The following is a 24,362-nucleotide window of genomic DNA, read 5'->3' on the forward strand; positions in this document are numbered from 1 at the left end:
CATGTCGCGGCGGCGTTTTTCAACAGCGCTTTTTTAGCCATTTCAAGTGACCTCCAGAATCCGTTTTCTTATAGAATACTGTTCTGGATGTGCTTGCACTTACCTGTTTCGGATGTGCTTGCACTTGTCCGATTGCGCTACTTTTCCCGTAGCATTTTTCTACTTTCTACACCCAACAGTTTAAGGCCGCCCAAGAGCGTCCTGGTTTTTTAATCACTCTTATTGCTCACTCTTTCAAGCTCACCTGCGCCTGGTTTTATCTTCAATCTGTCGGCTGCTGTCACGCCTTTGCTCATCCCGCTTGGTCGCCATAAAAGTACTTCTTGATCTTCTCTCCGGGAGCTTTCTCCAATTGGTAGCCGGCCGACGAGGCTTGTAAGCGGCAGCCTTCGCTATAAGCTGATTCGGGCTATGCCCTGGCGGCGGGCTGCTGCGGCTGCCAGGCCGCCAACCGTGCCGCGAGTTGCCGCGCGTCGGGCCTCTCCTGCGGATCTTTCCTGAGGGTTTCGAGCACCAGCGCCTCGATCTCTGGCGGAACCTCCGGGTTCGAATCGCGCAGGCCGGGCGGCTCCTTCATCACGTGCATCAGCATCAGCGCCATTGCGCCCCCTTCACTCGCTTTAAAAGGCGCATGCCCCGCCAACATCTGGAACATAATGACGCCGAGGCTGTAGACGTCGGCTCGCCCGTCGTAACTGTCGCTCGTCATGCGCTCTGGTGCCATGTAAGCCGGCGTACAGACAATCCCTCCGGCGACGGTGTTCGAGGTGGCGGTATTCGCATCGTCGCCAAATATCTTCGCCAGACCGAAATCGACCACCTTCACGACTTCGCCATCTTTCGTGCGGTGCAGGAAGATGTTGTCTGGCTTGATATCTCGGTGGACAATGCCTTGCTCGTGGACCTCTGCGAGCACGCGACACACCGGCAATATAATCTCGATGACTCGCGCCGGCGGTAGCACACCCTGCTGCTTTAACTCATCGCTCAGGCTGTGCCCTTCGAGCAGTTCCATCACCAGATAAGCGATGCCCGAATCTGAAATACCGCAATCGAGAACCGCGACGGCGTTCGGATGATTGATGCGGCTCGCCGAGATGCCTTCGAGGCGAAAGCGCTCGAGCCCTTCAGGCGAATCGTTGCCGGGCATCGGGCGCAAGACCTTCACCGCGACGGCGCGATCCAGGCCGAGATGCGTGGCCCGGAAGACCGCACCGAAGCCACCGGAGCCAATCTTTTCCTCAATATGATATTTCCGATCAAGCACCGCGCCGGGGAGCACATCGGATAGCGCCGAAAAGGCGATGTCCGTGCGTTTTTGCTCAAGCTCGAGTTGAGTGTTCTTGCGCCGCAACTGCTGATTTTGCTCTTCCAATTGTCGTTGCAGTCGTCTGATCTTCAGTTGATTGTCGACGCGCGCCAGCACCTCTTCAGCCTGAAAGGGCTTGGTAATGTAATCGACCGCCCCGGACTGAAAGGCTTTGATCTTTTCGGAGAGATCATCAAAGGCACTGATAAAAATCACCGGCAGCCCGGCGAGCGCCGGATTGGCGGTCACCTGTTGTAGCACCTCGTAGCCGTCCATTTCCGGCATGAGGATATCGAGCAGCAGCAGATCGACCGATTGTGCCGCGACCGTTGCCAGCGCCTCGCGCCCGCTGCTCGCCATTGATACGCGGTGGCCGCGCCGCATGAGGATGCGCGACAGGATGTCGCGATTCATCTCGTTGTCATCAACGACCAGCACGGACCCTTGCTCGTGGGCCGCTCTGGCGCCAGCTTGACCGGGACGGTCGAACGAGGCGACGGTCGCCTCCGCCGCCAGGCTGCTGAATTGCGCATCGGGCCGGACGATTTCCTGAAGATACTGTTGCAGCCGTTTGCCGGCGACGTGAATCTTTTGCAGGTCGGAGGCCGAGTCGGCTTGACCACTGGCTGCCGTGTCGCGCGCCAGCCATTCGCTCGAATCAATAATCACACTCAGGGGGATGGCCAGCCGGTCGCGAATCTCGTGGGCAAGCGCCATCAGGTTTTCAGCCTGACGATTGGCGACGATCTTGGCCGGGTCAAGCACATCATTGGCGATTGCCAGCAGGTGCTTGCCCATCGCATGAACCTTTTGCAGGCGCCCGGTGAATTCACTCAAACCGGAGCTTTCGGGGTCTTCAAGCAGCATTTCGCTATAGCCAATGATGGCATTGAGCGGCGTGTTGACTTCATGGCGCAAGTGCGACAGCGAATCTAACTTCATGACTCAGCCTCCGTTTTGAGCAGGGCTTCGACCTTGGAAAGCAAGCGCGGAAACTCAATCGGTTTGGTGTCGTAATCATCGCACCCGGCCGCGATTGCCTGCTCGCGGTCGCCCGACATGGCGTGCGCCGTGAGCGCAATGATTGGTATCCCGGCGGTCTCCGAAGCGGCTTTGAGTCGCCGGGTCGCCTCCCACCCGTCGATCACCGGCAGACTCATGTCCATCAGGATCAAATCGGGCCGTTCGCTCTGCGCCATAGCGATGCCTTCCTCGCCCGTCTGCGCGATGGCCACCTGAAAGCCTCGCCGCTCAAGCCGGCGCGACAGCATATCGCGGTTCATCTCGTTGTCTTCAACCAGAAGAATCTTCGCCAAAGATTACTCACCCCTTTCCGCCCACCAGAGCGGCCCAGGCCATGTGGCCGGATTAAGATTCTGCCGCCGCGCCATTGCGCACACAAGTGGCCACCAGGTCGCGCACCTCGCGCATCAATTGCTCGCGGCTGTAGCTGCCCTTTTCGAGAATCTTCTCGACGTAGCCGTTCAATCGCAAGCGATCTTCCGCCGTGATGTCTTTTGCGGTAATGACAATGACCGGCGGGCGTTTAAGCCCTTCATGCGCCTGCATCCCGCGAATGAATTCGAAACCGTCCATCTCCGGCATGATCAGGTCCAGGAGGATGGCGGCAGGGCGGCGGCTGGCCAGGCGGTCAAGCGCGACACGGCCATTTTCAGCTTCGGTTACTGCCCACCCTTCGCCTTCAAGCAGCCGCCGTATCGCCGCGCGGGCCGCGTCATCATCATCAACCACGAGTACATGCTGGCCGTCGCCCTGGCGGTACTTGCCTAATACTTTAAGGAGCCGCTCGCGGTCCAGCGGCTTGCTGACGTATTCCGTGGCGCCAAGCGTGTAGCCCCTGTTCTGGTCATCGAGAATCGTCAGCATAATGACCGGGATGTCCGCCGTCGCCGGGCTGGCTTTCAAGGCCGCGAGGACCGCCCAGCCATCCATCCCCGGCATGATGACATCGAGCGTGATGGCATCGGGGCACAAGCGTTGGGCCTTTTCCAAGCCCTCCTCGCCATTCGCGGCGCAGATCACCTGAAAGCCTTCCTTTGCCAGGAACCGTTCGAGCAGGTCGCGTACGGTCGGATCGTCATCGATGACTAAGACCGTGCTGGCAGTGGCCGAGGCCGCTTCCGCCCGACTTTTTTTAGGTAATTCTCCTGGCGTCGCCATCTCCTGCAAGTCTGCGGGCAAATCGATGGTGAAGGCGCTGCCACGGCCTGCTTCACTGGTGACGTTAATCTCGCCGCCCATCATCTGGCAGAACTTGCGCGTGATCGTCAGGCCCAGGCCGGTGCCGCCAAATTGGCGTGTGGTCGAGGCGTCGGCCTGGGTGAACGGCTGAAAGAGCTTGGCCATCTGCGCCTCGGTCATGCCGATGCCTGTGTCGCTGACGCGAAAGCGGAGCCAGGCTGGGCCACCCGTCGAGCGGCTTGCCACACGCTCGACATCAAGCTTGATCGTGCCGTTGCGGGTGAATTTGCTGGCGTTGCTTAATAAATTGAACAGGGTCTGCCGGACTTTGAGCAGGTCGGAGCGCATGCTACCAGCCTGCGCATCCAGATTGACTTCGAGGCGGTTATCATTCTTTTCGACTAGCGGTCGGACGGTTGCCGCGACCTCGGCAATCAGGCTGCTGACCGCGAATGTTTCGACGTAAAGCTCGGTCTTGCCGGCCTCAATCTTTGACAGATCGAGAATCTCGTTGATCAACTGGAGCAGGTGCTTGCCGGCGGTGCTGATCTTCTTCAAGTCGGGAATGAAATCGTTTTGGCCGACATCTGCCGCCTCTTCTTCGAGCATCTCGCTGTAACCGATGATGGCGTTGAGCGGCGTGCGTAACTCATGGCTCATATTGGCGAGGAAAGCGCTCTTGGCCTGATTGGCGGCTTCGGCGGCTTCTTTGGCGCGCTGCAACTGGCTCTGCGTCTCATTCAACTCGGCGAGCGTCTCGGTTAATTCTCCGTTGGTCCGTTCAAGGTCTGCGAGCAATTGCGCCTGCCGTTGCTTGGCCAGCAAGCCCTCGGTAATGTCCGTGAAAAACACCGTCGTGCGCCGGCGAAACGGGAAGATGCGCGCTTCAAAAAAGCGCGACGCTTCACTCCGCAATTGCAAGTCTTGAACATCGCCGGGCCGGCCATCTTTGATTGATTCGGCAATGGCATTGGTCAGCGGCGTGACATTGCCCTCAGGGAAAACCGCCGCGACGCTGTGGCCGAGCGCCTCATGGCGCGGACGGTCGGTGATGCGCTCGGCGGCGCCATTCCATAATTCGATGGTCTGTTCGGGGCCGACGACCAGCATGCCCTCATTGATCGATTCGATGATCTCCTGCAAACGCGCTTCCGATTTTTGCAGCGCCTGAACCATCTTGCCCTTCTGCACGGCGCGCACCACGAATGGCGCGAGTATCTGCATGCCAATGAGGATCGCGATCAGTTGCCGGAACGAGCGATTGTACGAGCTCTCGACCTCTTCGAGGCGGCGGCCCGCGTCGCCCATGTAGAGCTGCTTGATCTCTGCGAGGTCGTTGCGAACGCGGTTGAAATGCGGGATGCCTTCTCGCAGGTCGAGGCCGGCGGCCTCCTGGAGATCGCCTTCGAGAATCAAGCCAATCAACTCGTTGCGGATGCGCAGGTAATCCGACCAGTCCTGTTCGAACTGCTTGCTTGAGTCAATGAGCGCCGGCGAGGTGGCGAGCGCCAGTTGCTTTTCGAGCATCACCGCCACCCGCGCGTCGGCGGCGCGCGAATCGCCGACATACTGTAGTTGCAGGTTGCTGTCGCGCGTCGTCAGCGCATATTGCATGCTGCGGCGGGCTTCCTGAGTCTGGTATTGCACATCGCCAATCAGATCGAGGCCGCTGACCGATTCGCCATACATCTGCTGTACTTGTTGATTGGCGCGGCGCAAATCTCTGACCACGAACACGCCGACGGCGATCACCGCGCCGCCGATCAAGACAAAGGCCAGCGTCGTGTTATAGCGGCGGAAAAGCCTGGCCAACAGGGCCCGCGTCCCACGATTTGCGCGCATCGCGACCATTCCTCTCTATGAGCGACAGGGGATGCCGTCAATCCTAAAATTTAATCCTGTATCCTGGCTCGCCGGGGGCGCGGCCATCAATACGCAGGACTTTCACCGAGCCGTCCAGGCTGCTGGCACGGACATAGCCGATGGCTCCCGGCGCGTTGAAGACGAAGCGCACCATATTCGTCGGTGACGCCAGCAGCTTGGGTTCTTCGGTGGTTTCGCCGGCGAAGCGGGCGCGCAGAAAGCTGCGGTTGAAGTCGGCCTCGCGCATGCGGTAGATCGTCCGCAGCACCGCATCGCGCTCCGGATTGCCGATGTCGAGCATGGTGATCGTCACCTTGCGGCCATTCGGCCAGCGGCTGCGCTCGGCCAGAAAGACGTCGCGCAACTCGGCCAGCGTCATCGCTTCGACGGGGTTCGCCTTATTGACAATGATGGCGAGGTCTTCTTGAAAGGCTGGCGACCAGGCCGCCGGGTAGCGGACGCTGTCGTGCGGCGCAGTCCGCACAGGCGGCGCCATCAGCGCCAACGTCAAGACGAGGGCAAGAAGCGGAAGCGAATAGCGCATAAGTAATCTCCGCCTCAAAAGGTGAATGCCAGTTGCAGCAAAAGCTCGTCCAGCGACTTCTGCCGGCGCCGTTGCGTGTGATTGTATTGCACCTTGAACGCCGCGAATTCCGTCAGGTCGTAACGCAGCCCGGCCAGCGGCCCGTTACGGCGTCCGATGATCGGGTAAATCGGATCATCATCGGGAACGTTCAGATACTCATAGCGAAAATATGGCCATGCATCGCCAAAGCGCCGCGCAAATTGCGTGTAGAAAGCCGGCGAGTTGTAGGTGCGCGGGCTGCCTGACGGCGCATGGTGCAGCAGCAGCACCTCGTTCAGCCATTCATAGTTCGAGTTACGAAAGATGACATGCGCCGCACTAATCGTCTGATCGACAGCGGCTCGGCCTGCGGGCGTCAAACGGTCCCGGTAAACCGAAACCCCGGCCTGCAAGCCCCGCGCCCAATCGGGCCGCATCAGCAAGCCGAAGTTGACGGCTTTGCCCTGGTTTTCATCATTGGTGGTTTGCACACTCCGGTCGGCAGGCGAATTGACCGAGCGGCCATTGCCCATCTCTGCGAGGTAGCGCAGTCCGAGCGACCCGGAAGGGATGCGGCCGCTTACCGAGACGCCGACATTGTGCAGCGGCAGGATGCCCCCCTGTCCCTCGAACGCATAAATGAAGGGCCGGGTGGCGGCGGTCTGAAACCATTGGCCATGATGGTAAGCGCTGTTGTAATAGCCGATGCCCGTGTGGTAGCGCCCGACGCTGAGGTTGAAATAATCGTTCGGGTAGTATTGCAGCAGCAGACGGTGTATCTCGAAGCTGAAGGCGTTATCATGGCCGGCCTGGATGATCAGTTCGCTGAGCACGTTGAACTTATCAGATAGGCGCGATGTGATGAACAGATCGAGCTGGCCAAGAGCAAAGGCGTTGTTCACGCCGTGTTCGTTAGTGGACCGGTAATCGATGTCGGCAAACCCTTGCAGTTGCAATGAGGGTTTGCCGCCCGGCCGGTCATGATTGCTGTGCGCGTCAAGGTTATCGTGGCTTTCCGATTGCGGCGGGTTGGTGGCCGCCGCGACGTCTTCCGTCGCTGGCGCGGCTGATGGGATCGCTGCTGCGGGCACTTTCGCTTCGAGCTCGCGGACCCGCGCTTCGAGTTCCTCGACATGGCGCAGGAGCCGGTTCACGGTCGCGCGATCCTCGGCGTTATTGTCGCTGCCTGGTCTCTGCTCGGCAGCCGCGCCGGCGGGTGTGGGGACCACCGGGGCCGCCGTTGGGGATTTCTCCGCGTTCGTCCTTACGGCCGCCGTCACAGGCTTAGTCGCAGCCGCCGCCGCCCCTGGGTTGGCGGCAGATGGCGCGGGGTTGAAATGGCCGACGCTGATGAGTAGATGATCGCCTTCAATGTCTATGCGATAGGGCATCTGAGCCGGCGTGTCGAGGACCACGCGCACGAGATTCGCGTCGGGCTGACCAATGCGGATGCGCTCGACGACGGCGCTGGTGACCGGGATCGTCGAGCTGCCGACGGCACTGCGAACCCCTGTGATGTCAACCACAATTCTCCAGGGGGCGGACAGCGTGAACGGCTTGAATAGCATGGCCCCGTCGGCTTTGATCACCAGCCGCACGCCATGATTTGCGGGTTCGGCCCACACCGCGAGCACGCGCTTTGCGAGCGGCAATCCGCCGGGCTGGCCAGCGCCATTGCCGGCGGTCGCGGGGCGCGGGGCGCGACTATGATTCAGGCTCGGGTCAGAGGCGACGGCGGGCGCGGGATGCCCCGTCAGCAGCATCAGAAGGATCAATCCTATCAGCCATCGCGCCCTTATCGGCAAGAGAGGGTGAGGATAGCCAGAGGCTCGCGGGTGAGCGGGGCAGTGCATAGATAGCGTCCTTTGTTACGACAGAATGAATGACCTGCCGCCAAAAGTGGCTCAACCATTCTGCCGAATCCGGCGGCAATCTCAATCACTATCCGAACAACCCCGTCCCGTCCTCACTCGTCGGCGAGAGTCAGCAGAGCCGATTCCAGAGGCGATGAGCCGTGTCCGCGGCGAAGCCGTATGGATTGTATCTTATAGGAACGAACGAGCGAACCTTGAACATTGCGAGTCTACACGAATACGGACGATTTCACCAGCACCCTCCTTGCTGTATCACGTCGCGGCAAGGCAAGAAAAGCGAGGCCGCCCCGGACGTCTTTCGCGGCGGCGTTTGCGTGAGCCGCTTCGATGCTAGACGGTATGTTCTTCTGGCTCGATCTTCGTTCGATAGTAAGGAGATGAATCAATAACCAGGAACAGATAAACCATCAGCGCGACAATTAAATCAAGCAGGACGGTGAACAGCATCACGCGCGGCCCGAGGGGCTCAAACATCTGCCCAATCAGTAAAGGAACAACCATCCCGCCGGAGCTTCCGCCGACTACCAGGAACCCGGTCACTTGTCCCGTGATCTTCATCCGTCGTTCGGCAAATGTCAGCGCCGTCGGATAGATCGAAGCCATGGAAAGCCCTATGCAGACCGACGCGACGGTGATCGCCGCCAGCGACGTTGACCATAAGAGGGCGATCCCTATGCTGATGAAACAGCCCATCAAATCTGCCAGCAAGATTGTGCGCGGTCTAAGTCGCGCCGCGATGGGGACACCAATGAGCCGACCGGCAGTGAGCGATCCCCAGAAGATCGATGTCAGATAGGCCCCCATGTGTTCATCGCCCAGATTCATCTTAAGCACGTAGCTATAAATCCAGCTGCCATAGCTCACCTCGGCGCCGATGTACAGGCAGAGTAACAGGGCAATCAACACGACGAGCTTATAGTTGATGCCACTGGCGGTCGAAGACTCAGCCGAAGCTTGTTGATTCCGCGGGCTCGGCAAGCGCAGCAGCAACGCCGCGGCGGGCAGGATGAGAAACGCCAGCACGACGTAAGGCGCTGCTGTCGTATTCTGAATAGAAAAAGTTCGCGCGATGATCAGCGGAGAGATGAAGCCACCCACCCCATAGAAGAAATGCAGGGCATTCATGAAGGGCGCGACGCGACTCTGATGAACCCAGACGAGCAGGGCATTGCCGCCGACGCCGACCGCGCCTTCTGCCGTGCCCAAAACCAACATGACAACCAACAAAACACCGAGCGTCGTGATAACCGGCATCAGCGCCATAGTCGCCGACATGACGATGATCATTGCCGCCATGACGTGGTGCCCGCGCATGCGATCAAAGAGCCTGCCGCCGAAGAGGGAGCCGAGCAGAAAGCCAAACGAGCGGACGGTGAAGAGGTAGCTGATTCCGCCGACACTGGCCCGCGTCTGTCCGGCCAGCGCGGGAAGCGTCGGGCCTAGCGAAGCCATCGCCAGGCCGAGAGCGACGAAGGCAATAAAGTAGGAAACGGTTTGCGCAGTTTTAATATTTTTCAGGATGCTGAAATCCTTCCCGGCATTGAGCAGTGCGACGTTCCGATGAAGCGGCAATCGTGTCAGAGCAGTTTGCAATCGGGTGTAGCGCAAGCTAACCGCCTTGCGCTACACGGCAAGCGCAATCGAAAACCGCTCTAGCGCGAAGTCTCTAGTTGTACGAGACCCGTGACCGGCAGCGGCTTGCCTTCTTTTTCCAATCGCCAGAAACAATCGCTGACGCCAAGCGGTCCCGGCTGACTGCCGTCGTAATCGCGGCACATCTGCGGGCGGGTTTCGTAGACGCCGCAGGTGTAGCGCATCAACCCGTCATCGCCGCGTGTCTCTTGCAACGCATTGCAGCGTTGCGGGATGGTGAAATAGTAATCCGTCGCGTCGTCTGTCTTGACGTAATCGATCTTGAAGCCGTGCAGCCCCATCCAGTGAATCTCGTCGCGCGATTCGTCATCCACCTCGCCGCCGTAAAACGTCATCGCCATGCAGCACTTGCCGCAGAGGACGCAGAGCTCGGACTTGCGCTTCGCCGTCAGTCGCTTTCGTTTCATTGCTTCAACCTTCTGCCTGATGGTGTGACCGAGGGAGTATACCTGAAGCTGGCCGTTCAGCGCATGAACTTACGGCGGATGGCCAGGGCGAGCAGCGCCGCCTGCAACGGGCCGAGGATGGTTTCGAGTGTGATGAGGGTTTGCGCCGTGCCGGTGAGCGCCTTCGGCTCAGGCCGCTGCAAGCTCATCACGCCGAGGTGTAGTACCAGACTTCTCCGCAGGGCAATTCATGGCGCGAGTGGCGCTTCTGACCCGAACCTTTTTACGTTCCTACGGATGATTCGTCACGTGATCTTCCACGACGCGGATCAAGGCGTTGATGTGTTCTCGCTGATCCCGCAAGCCTTCCCGGAGTTCTTTAATCGCTTCAGAGTTTTCTCTGATCTGCTGGCTGTTGCGGTCAATCTGCTCGTCGTGCATGCGCGCCACCTGAATGAGACCAGCGATGGCCTCTTGCATTGCCGCCATCTTCTCATCGAAGCGCGCCTGGTTTTCCTCAAAGCGCGCCTGGTTTTCTTCAAAGCGCGCCTGGTTTTCGGCGATGGTAGCCAGCGCATTGTTAATGCGGCGTATCACATCAGAATCTTCATTCATTACTGCACCACCTTAATAAGATTTGATCGAGATTATCTGCCCTGTCATGCGGCGTGTCAATAAAACGGGTGACCAGGAAAGGTATAGCAAATTCTTCCCTCACAAGAGAGCGGGCCATTATACCAATTTGCTCTGGGCATCCCTAACGCTTGCCAGATGAGTAATCGTTTCACAGAAGGTGGTTGAAAAAAACAGGATTCTTTCAGACAGTTGTTTTTCGCCAGAAATCCAACGCGAAAGAATCCTGTTATGCTGCGCTACATTATTCCCACTCTCGAACAACACCCGCAAGTCGAGCGGGCTTGCCCTTTTTGTCAGCAGCCCGCCGCCGTCATCCATCAACAGCGTCGGCTTGCCGTCACCGATACCCGCCTCGCAGAAGTCCGCAAACTGCGCATGCGCTGCCGCCGCTGTCAGCGCACCTTCACGCTTCAACCTGGTGGTCTCACGCCCCACTTCCAGCGCTCGCAACGCGTCCGCGCCTTGAATCTGCTGCTGTATGCCCTGGGCTTGAGCTACCAAGCCACTGCCCAACTGATGACCGCGTTGGGTGCCAAAGAATCCGACACCTCTGTCTACCGCGATGTCGTCTCGGCCTTCGCCTCGGTCAAGCGCCTGCACCAGCGCGGCCATCGCCGAGTGCGCCTGGCCGGCATTGACGCCACCTACCAGCGCCTAGCCGAGCCGCACGGCGCGCGCCACGAGAGTGTCGTGATGGTGGTTGACTTCGCAGACGGCACGCTGCTGGAAGTCGAATTGCTCGACGAACGGGATGAAGCGGCGATGGCGGCTCTGGTCAAGGATTTACAGGCGACCTACGGGATTGAGGACTGGGTCAGCGATGAGCACCTCACCTACGATGCGGTCATCGCCCAACCGCATCATTACCTCTGCACGACGCATTTCAAGAAGAACAAGCTGCGGCGGGTGCGTGAACTGCAAAGGCAAACCCAGTCGGCGCGCTTGCAGCGCGACTTGCAGGAGTTGGAAGCCTTGTTGCGCGAGGTGCCCGCCGATGGGCAACAACGGGCTAAGCAGCTTTATCAACGGCAGCGGCGGGTCAAGCGCCCGCAGAAAGGCCGGCGCGCGAGTCCGGCGGCGCGCTTCAAGCAGTTGGCGCGGGAAGTCTATGAGAAGTGGGCGAGGGTCTGGCCCTACACCAACAACCCGACGGAGCGGGTGATCGGCTTGAGTTTGAAGATCCGTGCGAAACTGATGCGGGGCTTCAAGGTGAAGGAACACATCAGCGGGTTCGCGCGGCTGAAGGGCTGGATGATGCGACAAGGCGAGCGCGTCGAACTGAGCCGCTTGCTATGAACCAAGGGCAAGTCGTCGCCGCTCATCTGTCCGCCTCGCCATCCTTGATTCGCTCGTTATCATCCACCCTCTTTGAAACGGTTACCCAGATGAAGGGCAGAACAGCCAGTCGAATCGTCAGTAAGAAATGGGTTGATTCGGTTAAAACAAGTTCTAGGAATAAATCGCAAGGTAATGATATATTTCGCCTGTTCTCGGGTGGCATTCGTTACCTTCTTTTATTTGTAGGCAGAGAATTCGAGCACAATTGAGTCTGGGAAAGTTGGGGTGAGCAATGGATATTCCAAGAACATTGGATGAACGCCTTCGTGAAGGTAAAGTCATTCCCTTTGTTGGAGCGGGCGTTTCTATGGCCGTGAAGGATAAGAATGGCGAGCGTCTTTTCCCCAGTTGGAAGAATTTGTTAGAGGCAGCGGCCAACCGGCTTGATGAAGAAAAGAAATCGCCCTACGCAAATACAGTGCGGGGATTACTGGAGATTGAACCTTCTGATTACCTCGATGCAGCAAGGCGGGCGCGGCAAGGATTAGGCCCGGTTTGGTTTCAGTTCATTAAGGAGCACATAGATCGCAGAAACGCGGACGCTGATGATGATAGTCTCAATCTAGCAAGAGCGGTTTGGCAATTAGGGAGCAAGCTTGTTATTACAACCAATTATGATCGGGTGCTGCACTGGGCCTGTCCTCAGCCTAACGATCTGGTTTTTTGGGACGTTGAAGCACAGGCCGAGCAGAGTGGGCTATTGCGCGGAGAGATCAAGCATCCAACCGTGTGGCATCTTCACGGCCACATTAATAACGCCACGAATTTGATTCTTACTCCCGACGGCTACAGCCGGCTTTATCCTGAAGCGGGAGAAGCTGAACATCGCTATCGAGCGGCTCTGGCAACGCTGCATCAATTGATGACCTCGCACACCCTGTTGTTTATCGGGTTCAGCCTGGATGACGCCTATTTCGGAATGCAATTGCGTGGAATTAGCGACATCTTTAATGGCACGACTGGACCGCATTACGTTCTCACTCGCGCCGCCGAGCGCGAGAACCTACAAAGACTGAACCTGCCGGTAGAGATCATTACAGTTGAGGATCATGGCGCCCCCTTGCTTGAGGGGATGCACGAATTGGCAAAGATTGCTGCTGAAACACATTCAGCCCCAATAAAACCCGATTCGCAGCCAAACGAACTGCCTCGCCCACAGATGATTGCGTCTTACGATCCACGCAATCGGGTGTTCTACGTTCCGTTCCGACCCAAGGGCGATCAGGTCATCGGGCGTGAAGAAACAATGCAGGCCGTGCGTGAGCAACTCACAAGCGGACGCCGCACAGCTATTGGCCAAACCGCTGCATTTGGAGGTCTGGGCGGACTAGGCAAGACACAGCTTGCCGTTGAGTATGCTTACCGCTTTCAGGACGATTATCCAAACGGCGTCGTATGGCTGAATGCAGACCAGGACATTGATTCACAATTGATCCATATTGCTGAGAAAGCGCGATGGGTCGCGCCGGAATCCGAGCACAAGTACAAGCTTGAAATTGCTCAACAGCGCATACGGACGTACTCAGATTGTCTGCTCATCTTCGATAACGTTGAATCCATCAGCGCAATTGAGCCCTTTTTGCCTGAGCCGCAAGCCAATCCGCATATTCTGATCACAAGCCGCTTTGAGCACCCCGAATTCAAGCGTGTCCCACTTGAGCTATTGAATCAAGAACTCTCACTCAAATTGCTGTTGCAAGAAGCAGGGCGGCACCAGTCGCCTACCGGAGAAGATAAAGAGCGAGCTGCAAGAGAAATTGCTGAGACTTTAGACGGCTTGCCTCTGGCGATTGAATTAGCTGGGGCTTATATCCGCCATCGGCAATTGCCTTGGCAGCAGTATCTTGAACTTCTACAACAGAACCTCAGAGCAGCCTTGCCGGGCAGATTTCTGAGCGGCAGTTTCACGAAGCATGAGAAAGATATTTACTCCACGCTAAAAATCAACGAGGGAATCTTTCAGGATGAGCCGCTACTGCGCGATATTCTGAATTTATTGACATGGAGCGGCTCCGCACCGATGGGATTATCTTTGATGTGCGCACTACTTGATATTTCGAATCAGGCTGAATTGACCGGAGCATTGAGTCTCGGCATAGCCCTCCGCTTATTGCAAAAGCCCCCTGCCGCAGAAAGCTATGCCATTCACCGGCTCGTGCGCGAAGTTCGGCGTGAAGATGTTCCACTAACGGGTCGAGAGGGTTGGAGCGATATCATCTGTCAGCGAATGGCGAAATGGTTTGAAGATAAGAGAGAAGAATTCAATCAATTGCCGCTTTTTGAGAGCGAGATCGATCACCTGCAAGCATGGGAGCAACATGCTTCAGCATATGCGCCAAAGTATGCGAGTCAACTGATCTGGCTACAAGCATATCCATCATATCATCACGGGCGGTATCATGATGTTCGTGCGCAGCTCGAAAAAGCATGGGCAGCCTTCGAGCAGAGTAACTCCGGCGATTTAGCTCTGAAAGCACATATCCTAAATGATCTAGGATTTAGTTATTTCCAATTGGGAGATTACAAGCGAGCATTGGAACTCTATCAGAAGGCACTGGAGATTCGACAGGAGTTGTTCGGCAACAAGCACCCCGACACAGCTACCTCGTTCAACAACGTCGGCATCACCTATGACAACCTCGGCGACTACAAACGGGCGCTGGAATTCGAGCAGAAGGCGCTGGAGATCCGACAGGAGCTGTCCAGCGATAAGCACCCTGACACAGCCACCTCATTCGATAACGTCGGCAGCATCTATGGCTACCTTGGCGACCCTAAGCGGGCGCTAGAGCTTAAACAGAAGGCGCTGGAGATCCGACAGGAGTTGTTCGGCGACAAGCACCCTGACACAGCTACCTCGTTCAACAATATCGGCAGCACCTATGACAGCCTCGGCGACTACAAACGGGCGCTGGAATTCGAGCAGAAGGCGCTGGAGATCCAGAAGGAGTTGTTCAGCGATAAGCACCCTGACACAGCCACCTCATTCAACAATATTGGCAGCACCTATGCCAACCTCAGCGATCATAAGCGAGCACTAGAGTTTAAACAGAAGGCGCTGGAAATTCGCAGGGATTTATTAGGAGAGCATCATCCTAATACTATTTCCTCAGCAGTAGGTGTGGCGTACTCTCTTTTTAAATTAAGTCGTCGCCTTGAAGCGAGGGACTTCATTGAGGACTATTTCCGGGGCCTTCCCCATGACCATCCCAGCTATGAGATGGTAAAAGAGCAGAGGCGGCAGCTCCTTGCGCAGATGACGGGCTTTCGAGTCCCTCCTGCCAGTAAACAAAGAAAAAGCAAGCATAAGAAGAAAAAGCGGTGAGCTAATAAGCGAATGCCCATAGACCCACCGCTGTCAGATTTAATATTCTTAAACGCTGCTCACGCGGTGCGCGAGACGCTCTTTTCGCTGCCGAGCGCCGCCTGCGCCGCCGCCAGTCGCGCAATCGGCACGCGATAAGGCGAGCAGCTCACATAAGACAAACCGACACGGTGGCAGAAGCCGACCGATGACGGCTCGCCGCCGTGCTCGCCGCAGATGCCGACCTTCAAATCCTTTCGCGTCTGCCGTCCGCGCTCCGTGCCCATCTCGACGAGCTGGCCGACGCCTTCCTGATCGAGCACCTGGAACGGGTCGTACTCAAGGATGCGGTGATCAACATAGTAAGGCAGGAACTTGCCCGAATCGTCGCGCGAGATGCCGAAGGCCGTCTGCGTCAGGTCGTTCGTGCCGAACGAGAAAAACTCTGCCACCTCGGCGATCTTATCGGCCACGAGCGCCGCGCGCGGCAGCTCGATCATCGTGCCGACCAGATACTCGATCTGCTGCCCCGTCGCCTGCATCACTTCACCGGCGACGCGGCGCACGACCTCGGCTTGCAGCTTCAATTCATTGACGTGGCTGACCAGCGGAATCATGATCTCCGGCAAGACCTTCACACCCTTCTTCTGCACACGTGCCGCCGCTTCAAAGATGGCCCGCGCCTGCATCTCGGTGATCTCCGGGTAGACGACGCCGAGGCGGCAGCCGCGGTGTCCGAGCATCGGGTTGGCTTCGTGGAGCGACTGCACGCGCGCCCACAGATGCTGCCACTTCACCTTGAGCTTGCGCGCCAGCTTCCTGGTGCCTTCTTCGTCGTGCGGCAGGAATTCGTGCAGCGGCGGATCGAGCGTGCGGATGGTCACCGGCAGCCCATCCATCGCCTTGAAGATGCCTTCAAAGTCGGCGCGCTGTAACTTGAGCAGCTCTTTCAGGCCGCCGAGGTACAGGCGCTTCGGCTCTTCGATCTCCTGCTTCAAGCGGCGACGCACGCGGGCGATCTCTTCGCGCTTCTTCGGACTGGTCGTGCCGACGCTCTCGCCTTCAATGGTTTTCAGCTCGGAGTCGAGGCGCTTGAAATCGAGCGAGCCGAGAATCATCTGCCGCACATAATCGATGCGCTCGCCCTCGAAGAACATATGCTCTGTGCGGCAGAGCCCGATGCCTTCGGCGCCAAAGCTGCGGCCCATCGCTGCGTCATCGGGCGTGTCGGCATTGGCGCGCACCTTGAGGCGGCGGAACTGGTCTGCCCACTTCATGAGCTGATAGAAATCTTCGCCGAGCTGCGGATCAACCAGCGGCGCCTGGCCCTCGATGACATGGCCTGTGGTGCCATCCACGGTCACCCAGTCGCCTTGCTTGATGCGCGTGCCGTTGACCGCAAATTCATTCTTCCCATAGTTGATGTTGAGCTCGCCGGCGCCGACCACACACGGCTTGCCCCAGCCGCGCGCCACCACCGCCGCATGCGAAGTCGGGCCGCCGGTCGAAGTCAAAATCGCCTGCGCCGCTTTCATGCCGCGCACGTCTTCGGGCGAAGTCTCGCGGCGCACCAGGATCACCGGGTCGCCCTTGGCGGCCCAGGCTTCGGCCTCGTGCGGCGTGAAGACGACGCGGCCCGCCGCCGCGCCGGGGCTAGCGTCTATGCCTTGCGTCAGCACGTGGACTTTCGCCTTCGGGTCAACCATCTTGTGCAGGAGCTGATCGATGTCGCCTGCCGGCACTCTCAGCACGGCGGTGCGCTCGTCAATCAAGCCTTCGCGCGCCATCTCAACCGCGACTTTGACCGCCGCCGGGCCGGTGCGCTTGCCGTTGCGCGTCTGTAACATCCATAACTTTCCGCGCTCGATGGTGAATTCGAGGTCCTGCATGTCTTTATAGTGGCGCTCCAGGCGGTCGGCGACCTGGACGAACTCGTCATAGACCTCGGGCATGTCTTCTCGGAGCTGGTCGATGTGCTTCGGCGTGCGGATGCCTGCCACCACGTCTTCGCCCTGAGCGTTGGTCAGGTAATCGCCGAACAGCTCTTTGGCGCCGGTCTTCGGGTTGCGCGTGAAGGCGACGCCGGTGCCGCTGTCGTTGCCCATGTTGCCGAAGACCATGGTCACGATGTTGACCGCTGTGCCAAGGTCGTCGGGGATCTTTTCGATCTGGCGATAGGCGATGGCGCGCTCGCCGTTCCACGAGCGGAAGACGGCGCGCACCGCTTCTTCGAGCTGTTTGTAAGGATCAGTGGGAAAATCCTTGCCGGTCTGCTTGCGGACGATCTTCTTGAACTCTTTGGCAATCTCTTTGAGGTCTTTGGTCGAAAGATCGGTGTCGAGCTTAGCCTTGGCCTTCTTCTTCGCCGCGTCAAAGGCGTCGTCGAACAGCTCGGCATCGATGCCGAGAACGATCTTGCCGAACATCTGAATGAAGCGGCGGTAGGCGTCGTAAGCGAAGCGCTCGTTGGCGGTGAGCTTGCCTAGCCCAAGCAGCGTCTCTTCATTGAGGCCGAGGTTCAGCACCGTGTCCATCATGCCGGGCATCGAAAACTTCGAGCCCGAGCGCACGCTGACGAGCAGCGGGTTTTTCGGATCGCCGAAGCCTTTGCCGGTGGCGCGCTCGACCGCTTTCATCGCCGCGAGCGCCTGCTCCCACATCTGATCCGGGAAGCGCTGGCCGGCGTCATAATACATATTGCAAGCCTGCGTGGTGATCGTAAATCCGGGGGGCACCGGCAGCCCGGCATTGGTCATTTCGGCAAGCCCCGCGCCTTTACCGCCTAACAAGTCTTTCATCTGGCCATGGCCATCGGCTTTGCCGTTTGCGAAGAGGTAGACGTACTTGGTCGCCATCTGACAGTCTCCTATGAGTTCTGATAGGTTGGTGATGCGCATCGGGCGGAAATTATCGCCCTTAGCCAAACAATTAGCATCGTGTACCCGGCGCGGCTTGTCAAGCGTGGGTCAGGCGTTCAATGACGAGTGGATTCACGTAGGCTTGCGGCGGTCTCAAAGACGGGCGGGGTGAATTGAAGATCGGGCGATTCGGCTGGCGAGCGCCGGCGCTCGCCAGCCGCTCGACGATTAATGCCTGCGGTCGAACTGAATGCCGCGCTCGACCTGACTCATCGCTTGATTGACCAGGCCGATGGCCTTGCGGCGGTGGCCGCCTTTGTCATCGGTCGCCTGTTCAAGCTCGCGCTTGGCGACCCTGAGCGCGTCGAGCGCCGCCTGCATATGCGGCTGGTCGGCGGCTTTGGCGCGCGCCGGAAACGCGAAGCTGACAAGCGCCGCCGGCACAATCGTGTTCAACACCGAGCGACGACTGATTCGGGTCTTCATTAAATGTTCCTCCTGATTCAACTCGACATTCGGAGAGTTCACGCAAGCTTTACTGAGGATAGCTTACTTCGCCGGCGGCGCAAGCTCAAGCGCGGTTAGCACGAACGCCAACCCATTGACCTCGCCGCGCACAGGCACGCCGAGCCGCGGGTGCAACCACAGGTGGCTCGTTTCCTTTTCGCCTTTGCGGATGACGTGACGCGCCTGAAAATCGCCCGCCGGCACGCGCACCGCTTCGTCGCCCTTGCCCTCAACACGCATCTCGGCCAGCGACCCCATCGCGCCGTCGAACTCTGCCGGCGACAGGTAGCAAGCCGCTTTGTATGCTTCACCACTTTTCAGGTTGGCGAGCCGCAGGCCATCAGCGGCGACCGCCGGCAGGCGGAGGCTGAAGGCGTCAGGCACTTCGAGCGTCTGTTGAATGATGCCGCTGATGCTGCTGCGCATGCGGGCGGTCAGCGTGTGGCTGTCAATGTTGATGCGCGTGCGCGCGCGCGCCTCATTGCGCTGGCGGGTGATCTCGACGTAAGTCGGCACGTGCTGCGCGTTGGTGCGCTCGAAGACTTCCGTGACGACATCGCCCATCGCCACGCGGCTGTGCAAGAGCAAGCCGCCGTCCGCGGTATTGAACATCTCCCAATCTTCCGAGCCGCGCAGTTTGCCGCCCGCGTCCTTGTACTGATAAACCCCCGAAGCGATCTTCGCGCCGCGCTCCAATCGCCCCTTGTGCGGATTTACCTTGCCGCTCAAGAGGTCTGCGAGGTCTTGCTCGATCAGCTCGACGGCAGGCGTCTCGACGATGCGCCCGGCCTCGCGCCCATCGCGCTCGACGATGATGGTCGGCACGTTGGTTAACTGGCGCGGCTGCACTGTGGCGACCGGCTCATGAAACTGATTGTCTACGCCGATGAGCTTGACTTGCAGATGGCTGTTGCCGGCCTCTTTCAACGCCCGCAGCAGGCGCGGCACATAATACTTGCTGTCGCCACACCATGTGCCGAAGATCAATGTGAGCTGTGTCTCTTTATCGATTGCTTTGAGCGCCGCGACCGCCCCGGCGTCGGGCGTGTAAGCGTCCATCTCGGCACGCCACACGGGGACAGTTTCCCAGAGCTTGTCTAAAGTCAGCTCGCCGACTGCGCCCGGATGCGCGCGGATCAACACCGGCAGGCCGCCGATGGCGAACGAATAAACCGGCCCGTCGATGCGCGTGAACTTGCCCGCGGGCTTTAGCTCGACACCGGCGTCGGATTTCGCCGAGACGCGATCAGCAGCAAAATGAAAAGCGTCCTTCGGCATCGCGCTCATGGTCTTCTCTGTGATGTCGAGCACGATGGCGGCGTCGAGCTTTGCCGTCACCAGCGCCAGGCGCGTCGGGTTATCGGCGGTCAAGACCTGCGCGCCGCGATCCAGCTCGTTGTTGACGAAGACATCACGGGTGACATCGTGCCAGTCTGTGGCCTCTGTCTTCTTTGCCTGCGCCGCCGCTGGCGCAGCCAGGGCGAGCAGAAACACAAACGTCACAAGTTTATGTTTCATCGGATTTCTCTTTCGGGTTAGATTCCTGGCCGCGCAACCACCGGGCGGCAGCCACAGGTTCAGAGGTGGAGAGCAGGGAACTGCCCCACACCGATGAAGCTATTCGCTTTTCGCGGCGGCGTCAAACAGAAGGTCGAGCGCAGACATCTTTTTACATCTCACGCGCTTGCCTGATCCAGTTTCTCTATCGCCGCCCGATCCAATTTTAGATGCGCGGCGGCAATCAGGTCGTCCAGTTGTTCAAGACTGGTGGCGCTGGCAATAGGCGCAGTGATGCTCGGACGGGCAATCAGCCAGGCAAGCGCCACCTGCGCCGGCGTCGAATGATAAGCGCCGGCAACTTCGTCGAGCGCTTGCAGAATTCGGAAGCCGCGCTCGTTCAGATAAGCCTGGACGCCTTTGCCGCGCGGGCTTTTCGCCAGGTCCGCTTCTGAGCGGTACTTGCCCGTGAGAAAGCCGCTGGCCAGCGAATAGTAACTGATCACGCCGACGCTGTGCTCAAGGCAGACCGGCTCCATGTCGGTTTCGTACTCCGCGCGGTCGTAGAGGTTATAGTTCGGTTGCAGGCTCTCGTAACGTGGATAGCCATGCTTGCGGCTGACATCAATGGCCTCGGCTAATCGCTTGCCCGAATAGTTCGACGCGCCGATGGCGCGCACCTTACCCTGTTCAACCAACTGCGCGAAGGCTCCCAGTGTCTCTTCCAGCGGCGTGTCCGCGTCGTCCGTGTGTGATTGGTAGAGATCGATGTAGTCTGTCTGCAACCGCGCCAGCGAATCTTCGGCGGCGCGCTGGATGTAAGACGCCGACAGCCCCTTCTTGCCGCCGCCCATGTCCATGCCGACTTTTGTGGCGATGATCACACGGTCGCGGTTGCCGCGCTGCCGCAGCCACTTGCCGATGATGGTTTCAGATTCGCCGCCCTGATTGCCCGGCTTCCACCGGGAGTAGAGGTCTGCCGTGTCGATGAGATTGAAGCCGGCGGCGACAAACGCGTCCAGCAGTCGAAACGAGGTCGGCTCGTCTGCCGTCCAGCCAAAGACGTTGCCGCCGAATGCGAGCGGGGCAACCTGCAATTCGGATTTGCCGAGTTGACGCTTTTCCATCTTATTCTCTCCTGCCAGAGTTTCGCAGCGCACAAAGGCTGCTCGATCATTGCGCCTACGCTGCATACTATAACGACAGAAAAAGTCGGGCGCTATGACGGCGAGCGCCTGACGGGCGGCGCGTCGCTTGCCCTCGCCCAAGGTTCTGTCAGACAATCACGATTAGCTGCCTTAAACATCATCAGACTCAGGTGGACGATGAGCAACGATCCTACTTCCCATAACACCGATAATACCGAAGTCGAGGGCCGGCGAAAGGTTGGCTTTCAAGAAGCACTGGCCAAACTTCCCGAAGAGGGCGGTCAGCGTTTTGTGACTTTATTCACGCACGGCAGCCTGCAACTCGAAGTCTACGCGCCGCGCGGCTTCGACCCGCAGAAGCCGCACAGCCGCGACGAGGTTTACATTGTCGTCAGTGGTCACGGCGAGTATGTCTGCGAGGGGGCGCGGCAGAAGTTCGAGGCGGGCGATTTCCTGTTTGCCGCCGCCGGCGAGGCCCACTGGTTCGAGCGCTTCAGCGACGACTTCGCCGTGTGGGTGCTGTTTTACGGCCCCGAAGGCGGAGAAAAATAATGATGAGCGATGCGTGATGAATTGCGCAAAGCCGGGCGTCGGCATGCCTGGCGTCATCGCTTCAGTTCATCACGCATCGCTCCGCTTGATCATTTCCCGCGTTTCAATTCGGTAAGCCTGGCGCGCTGCTCGGGCGTCAGGTTGTTGCGAATCTGGATGACCAGCGACAGTTGCGTCCGCTTGATCTCGCGCTCGGCGTTGAGCACCTTGTCGAGTTGCGTCAGCACCGCCTGCTCATCCACCGCTTCCTGTTTGACGAGTGCCACCAGCTTTTCCGATTCGTCGCTCAGTTGCCACTGCAACTCTGTGAAGCGCATCTGCGCCTTGCGCAGCTCGGTCTTGAAGAAAGACTTCTGCTGATCGGTCAGGCCGATGGTCTGTTGATGCTGCATCACCAGCTCAGGCGAAAAGAACGCCTCGCCGAGTTGATCGGGCGCGGGCTGCTGGGCGCGCGCGGTGGCAACGGCCAAAAGTAAGAAGGCGATTAAGGTGAGAATTCTTCGGCTCATAAGTCCTCGCATAAATCCTCCGTTTCAATTTTGCTCATCAGGGCGAAAAACGTTGAAGCGCACCACCGAGTCGCTGACGCGCGGCACAGTTTTCAGCAAGTCAGCGCCCGGCGTGCGTAACAAGAAGTCGGTTGGCGATTGCCACTTGAAGCTCAAGAGCGCGGACGGCTCAATCTCCGGTCGTGGCCGGGCGGCGCGTGGCCGACGCGGCGTGACCCGCGAAGGTACGGCGCGGGCTATGACTACTGGCGCGGGCCCGGTGAAAGTAATTTCCGGCGTAGGGGTGGCCGGTGGCAACCCTGGCGTCTCCCCTCGTTGGGCGGTCTGCTGATTGGGCTGCGACGTTGACCGCTTGAAGAAGATCAGCGCGGCAACGCCGATAGCCACCAGCACGACTGCGACCAAGGCAAAGCGCCAGGCGAGCGACCACCGCGCGGCAGGTAGCGTTTTCGCTCGCGCCGCCGTGACCGTCTCTGCGAACGAGGGCGCGAGCGCGGCGTCCGCCTGTCGTGCTTCATGGAACCATTGCTTGATTTTCTGCTCTTCCGAGTGGCGATTCATCATTAACTCCTGACTCGGCCATCAGCCGGCGCAGTTGCCGCTTGCCGCGCTCATAATGTGTGCGCGCCGAACCGACGGTAATGCCCATCACTTCGGCCGCTTCCGCCACGCTGAGGTCGTGATAAAAGACCAGTTGCAAGGCTTCCTGCTGGCGGCGCGGCAAAGCGCGTAGCGCCCGCTGAAAGAGCGACTGCACTTGCGAGCGATAAACGTCGTCGTCGAAATGGCGGGCGGCAGGTGGCGGCGCGCTCTCGGCGTGGCGGGTCAGCCGCAGCCGGTTGAGCCATTCGCGGCGGCGATAATCGCTCGCCGTGTTGCGCACCACGGCAAACAGCCAGGTGCGAAATGACGAGGCGCCGCCAAAGCGCGCTTTGCCTTCGAGGATCTTCAGGTAAGCCGTCTGCAAAACGCTTTCGGCGTCCGCCGGGTGGCGCGCACAGCAGGCCAGCGCCCAGCCCCAGGCGTCACGGTGGTGCGCTTCGAGCGCTTCTCTCAGTTGCGCGCCGTCCATCACATCTGCCAGCCCTTCGCCCATCGCTTAGTCCAAGTAATTAGTCGCTAGCGATGGGCGAAGTATATGACAGCCGGGTGCGCGGCGCACGCCAAGGCAAAAGTAAAAAGTAAAAAGGCAAAAGTTGGGAACGTATCCCTCCCCATCACTTTTGCCTTTTTACTTTTTACTTTTTACTTCACGCGAAGCGTGCGCGGCGGGCGTGGCGGCGGATGAATTCGATGATCTCTTCCATGCGTGTGCCGGGGGTAAAGACGGCGGAGACGCCTTGCTCTTTCAGCTTCGGAATGTCTTCGTCGGGGATGATGCCGCCGCCGAAGACGATCACGTCATCGAGCCCGGCTTCGCGCGCCAGCTCGACGACGCGCGGGAAGAGGGTCATATGCGCGCCGGACAAGATGGACAGGCCGATGGCGTCTACGTCTTCCTGCACGGCAGCGCCGACGACCATTTCGGGCGTCTGTCTAAGGCCGGTGTAGATCACCTCCATGCCGGCGTCGCGCAGGGCGCGGGCGATGACTTTGACGCCGCGGTCATGGCCGTCGAGACCGGGCTTGGCTAACAACACTCTGATTCGTTGGTCAGTCATAGCTCGTTATTTGATGGCGTCCTCTTCCTCGTCATCAGGCAATTCTTCTACTAACCGATCCCATTCGTCCATCGCCGGCTGAACATGATTATTCAAATGCGACAGTGAAGCGTAAAGATTCGCTTCGATGTAGCCCCGCAGCTCTTCATCAGCCGGCTCCGGTGACACTGACATCGTACGCAAAGCCTCTATCATCGCGACGAATCGAGCGCACTCTTCTGTCAGCTCTTGCATGTGCATATCGAGCATATTTGAAGATATGCTCATGAGCGGCCGGCTCTCACTTTGTGTAACAGCCATAATTACTTCCTCTTTTGTGGCAAGCGCCTTTGTAAACGACCAATCTCATTTTGCCAGCCGCGTATTTCTTTTGACCAATGCTGAATGAGGCCGGCATCTGGTTCCGCCTTCTGTAGCTCAAAGGCGATCTTTTGCTCATGCAAGTTGATCTTCGCTTGCAAACCGGTGACGCGCTTCCGGTAGTGCTTGTTTTGGCCCAT

23 protein-coding genes are annotated in these 24,362 nt (G+C 58.8%); 3 read left to right on the forward strand and 20 right to left on the reverse strand.

Annotated elements, in window-relative coordinates:
- Positions 1-409: 409 nt before the first annotated feature.
- From VJ464_08180 to VJ464_08225, 10 genes are all read right to left on the reverse strand, one after another.
- Positions 410-2,251, reverse strand: a complete 1,842-nt coding sequence (locus tag VJ464_08180; GenBank protein ID HKQ05092.1) for a protein kinase — start codon at positions 2,249-2,251, stop codon at positions 410-412.
- Positions 2,248-2,625: a response regulator gene (locus VJ464_08185; protein HKQ05093.1), complete on the reverse strand. Its 378-nt coding sequence runs from the start codon at positions 2,623-2,625 to the stop codon at positions 2,248-2,250. The genes VJ464_08180 and VJ464_08185 overlap by 4 nt, the downstream gene beginning before the upstream one ends.
- 52 nt (positions 2,626-2,677) lie before the next feature.
- On the reverse strand, positions 2,678-5,353 hold the full coding sequence (locus VJ464_08190) for a response regulator (GenBank protein ID HKQ05094.1): 2,676 nt from the start codon (positions 5,351-5,353) through the stop codon (positions 2,678-2,680).
- Between the two features lie 43 nt (positions 5,354-5,396).
- A complete protein-coding gene (locus VJ464_08195; protein HKQ05095.1) occupies positions 5,397-5,918 on the reverse strand; it encodes a hypothetical protein in 522 nt (173 codons plus the stop codon).
- Between the two features lie 14 nt (positions 5,919-5,932).
- Positions 5,933-7,702: an AMIN domain-containing protein gene (locus VJ464_08200; protein HKQ05096.1), complete on the reverse strand. Its 1,770-nt coding sequence runs from the start codon at positions 7,700-7,702 to the stop codon at positions 5,933-5,935.
- Positions 7,703-8,143: 441 nt separating this feature from the next.
- Complete coding sequence (locus VJ464_08205) at positions 8,144-9,421, reverse strand: MFS transporter (GenBank protein ID HKQ05097.1); 1,278 nt, start codon at positions 9,419-9,421, stop codon at positions 8,144-8,146.
- A 44-nt stretch (positions 9,422-9,465) separates the two neighbouring features.
- Entirely contained in the window at positions 9,466-9,873 is a 408-nt protein-coding gene (locus VJ464_08210; GenBank protein HKQ05098.1) for a YkgJ family cysteine cluster protein, read from the reverse strand.
- Between the two features lie 56 nt (positions 9,874-9,929).
- Positions 9,930-10,061, reverse strand: a complete 132-nt coding sequence (locus VJ464_08215; GenBank protein HKQ05099.1) for a hypothetical protein — start codon at positions 10,059-10,061, stop codon at positions 9,930-9,932.
- A gap of 82 nt (positions 10,062-10,143) precedes the next feature.
- Positions 10,144-10,467 carry a hypothetical protein gene (locus tag VJ464_08220; protein ID HKQ05100.1) on the reverse strand — a complete coding sequence of 108 codons (324 nt, stop codon included), beginning with the start codon at positions 10,465-10,467 and terminating at the stop codon, positions 10,144-10,146.
- Between the two features lie 117 nt (positions 10,468-10,584).
- Positions 10,585-10,938, reverse strand: a complete 354-nt coding sequence (locus VJ464_08225) for a hypothetical protein (protein ID HKQ05101.1) — start codon at positions 10,936-10,938, stop codon at positions 10,585-10,587.
- Positions 10,939-10,950: 12 nt separating this feature from the next.
- On the opposite strand from VJ464_08225, the gene VJ464_08230 reads away from it, so the two are divergent.
- Both VJ464_08230 and fxsT read left to right on the forward strand, forming a co-directional pair.
- Positions 10,951-11,784 carry a hypothetical protein gene (locus VJ464_08230; protein HKQ05102.1) on the forward strand — a complete coding sequence of 278 codons (834 nt, stop codon included), beginning with the start codon at positions 10,951-10,953 and terminating at the stop codon, positions 11,782-11,784.
- Positions 11,785-12,058: 274 nt separating this feature from the next.
- The gene (gene fxsT / locus VJ464_08235) at positions 12,059-15,151 is read left to right on the forward strand and encodes an FxSxx-COOH system tetratricopeptide repeat protein (protein HKQ05103.1); all 3,093 of its coding nucleotides are present in this window, start codon (positions 12,059-12,061) and stop codon (positions 15,149-15,151) included.
- A gap of 59 nt (positions 15,152-15,210) precedes the next feature.
- Here fxsT and ppdK read toward each other — a convergent pair whose 3' ends face one another.
- From ppdK to VJ464_08255, 4 genes are all read right to left on the reverse strand, one after another.
- The gene (gene ppdK, locus VJ464_08240) at positions 15,211-17,985 is read right to left on the reverse strand and encodes a pyruvate, phosphate dikinase (protein HKQ05104.1); all 2,775 of its coding nucleotides are present in this window, start codon (positions 17,983-17,985) and stop codon (positions 15,211-15,213) included.
- Positions 17,986-18,216: 231 nt separating this feature from the next.
- Entirely contained in the window at positions 18,217-18,474 is a 258-nt protein-coding gene (locus VJ464_08245) for a hypothetical protein (GenBank protein HKQ05105.1), read from the reverse strand.
- A gap of 63 nt (positions 18,475-18,537) precedes the next feature.
- Positions 18,538-20,013, reverse strand: coding sequence for a thioredoxin family protein (locus tag VJ464_08250; protein ID HKQ05106.1), 1,476 nt, complete (start codon positions 20,011-20,013; stop codon positions 18,538-18,540).
- Between the two features lie 158 nt (positions 20,014-20,171).
- Positions 20,172-21,119 (reverse strand): aldo/keto reductase, encoded by a 948-nt coding sequence (locus VJ464_08255; protein ID HKQ05107.1) that lies wholly within the window; start codon positions 21,117-21,119, stop codon positions 20,172-20,174.
- Positions 21,120-21,317: 198 nt separating this feature from the next.
- Between VJ464_08255 and VJ464_08260 the strand changes: the two genes are divergently transcribed.
- Positions 21,318-21,692, forward strand: coding sequence for a cupin domain-containing protein (locus tag VJ464_08260; protein HKQ05108.1), 375 nt, complete (start codon positions 21,318-21,320; stop codon positions 21,690-21,692).
- A gap of 89 nt (positions 21,693-21,781) precedes the next feature.
- On the opposite strand, the gene VJ464_08265 is transcribed toward VJ464_08260, so the two are convergent.
- From VJ464_08265 to VJ464_08290, 6 genes are all read right to left on the reverse strand, one after another.
- Positions 21,782-22,201, reverse strand: a complete 420-nt coding sequence (locus VJ464_08265) for a periplasmic heavy metal sensor (GenBank protein HKQ05109.1) — start codon at positions 22,199-22,201, stop codon at positions 21,782-21,784.
- Between the two features lie 24 nt (positions 22,202-22,225).
- The gene (locus VJ464_08270) at positions 22,226-22,765 is read right to left on the reverse strand and encodes a hypothetical protein (protein ID HKQ05110.1); all 540 of its coding nucleotides are present in this window, start codon (positions 22,763-22,765) and stop codon (positions 22,226-22,228) included.
- A complete protein-coding gene (locus tag VJ464_08275; GenBank protein HKQ05111.1) occupies positions 22,716-23,297 on the reverse strand; it encodes a sigma-70 family RNA polymerase sigma factor in 582 nt (193 codons plus the stop codon). Before VJ464_08275 ends, VJ464_08270 begins: the two co-directional genes overlap by 50 nt.
- 154 nt (positions 23,298-23,451) lie before the next feature.
- Positions 23,452-23,862, reverse strand: a complete 411-nt coding sequence (locus tag VJ464_08280; GenBank protein ID HKQ05112.1) for a cobalamin B12-binding domain-containing protein — start codon at positions 23,860-23,862, stop codon at positions 23,452-23,454.
- A gap of 6 nt (positions 23,863-23,868) precedes the next feature.
- Positions 23,869-24,162, reverse strand: a complete 294-nt coding sequence (locus VJ464_08285; protein HKQ05113.1) for a hypothetical protein — start codon at positions 24,160-24,162, stop codon at positions 23,869-23,871.
- Between the two features lie 2 nt (positions 24,163-24,164).
- On the reverse strand, positions 24,165-24,362 hold the full coding sequence (locus VJ464_08290) for a hypothetical protein (GenBank protein HKQ05114.1): 198 nt from the start codon (positions 24,360-24,362) through the stop codon (positions 24,165-24,167).

The organism is Blastocatellia bacterium, assembly GCA_035275065.1.
Classification (GTDB): domain Bacteria; phylum Acidobacteriota; class Blastocatellia; order UBA7656; family UBA7656; genus DATENM01.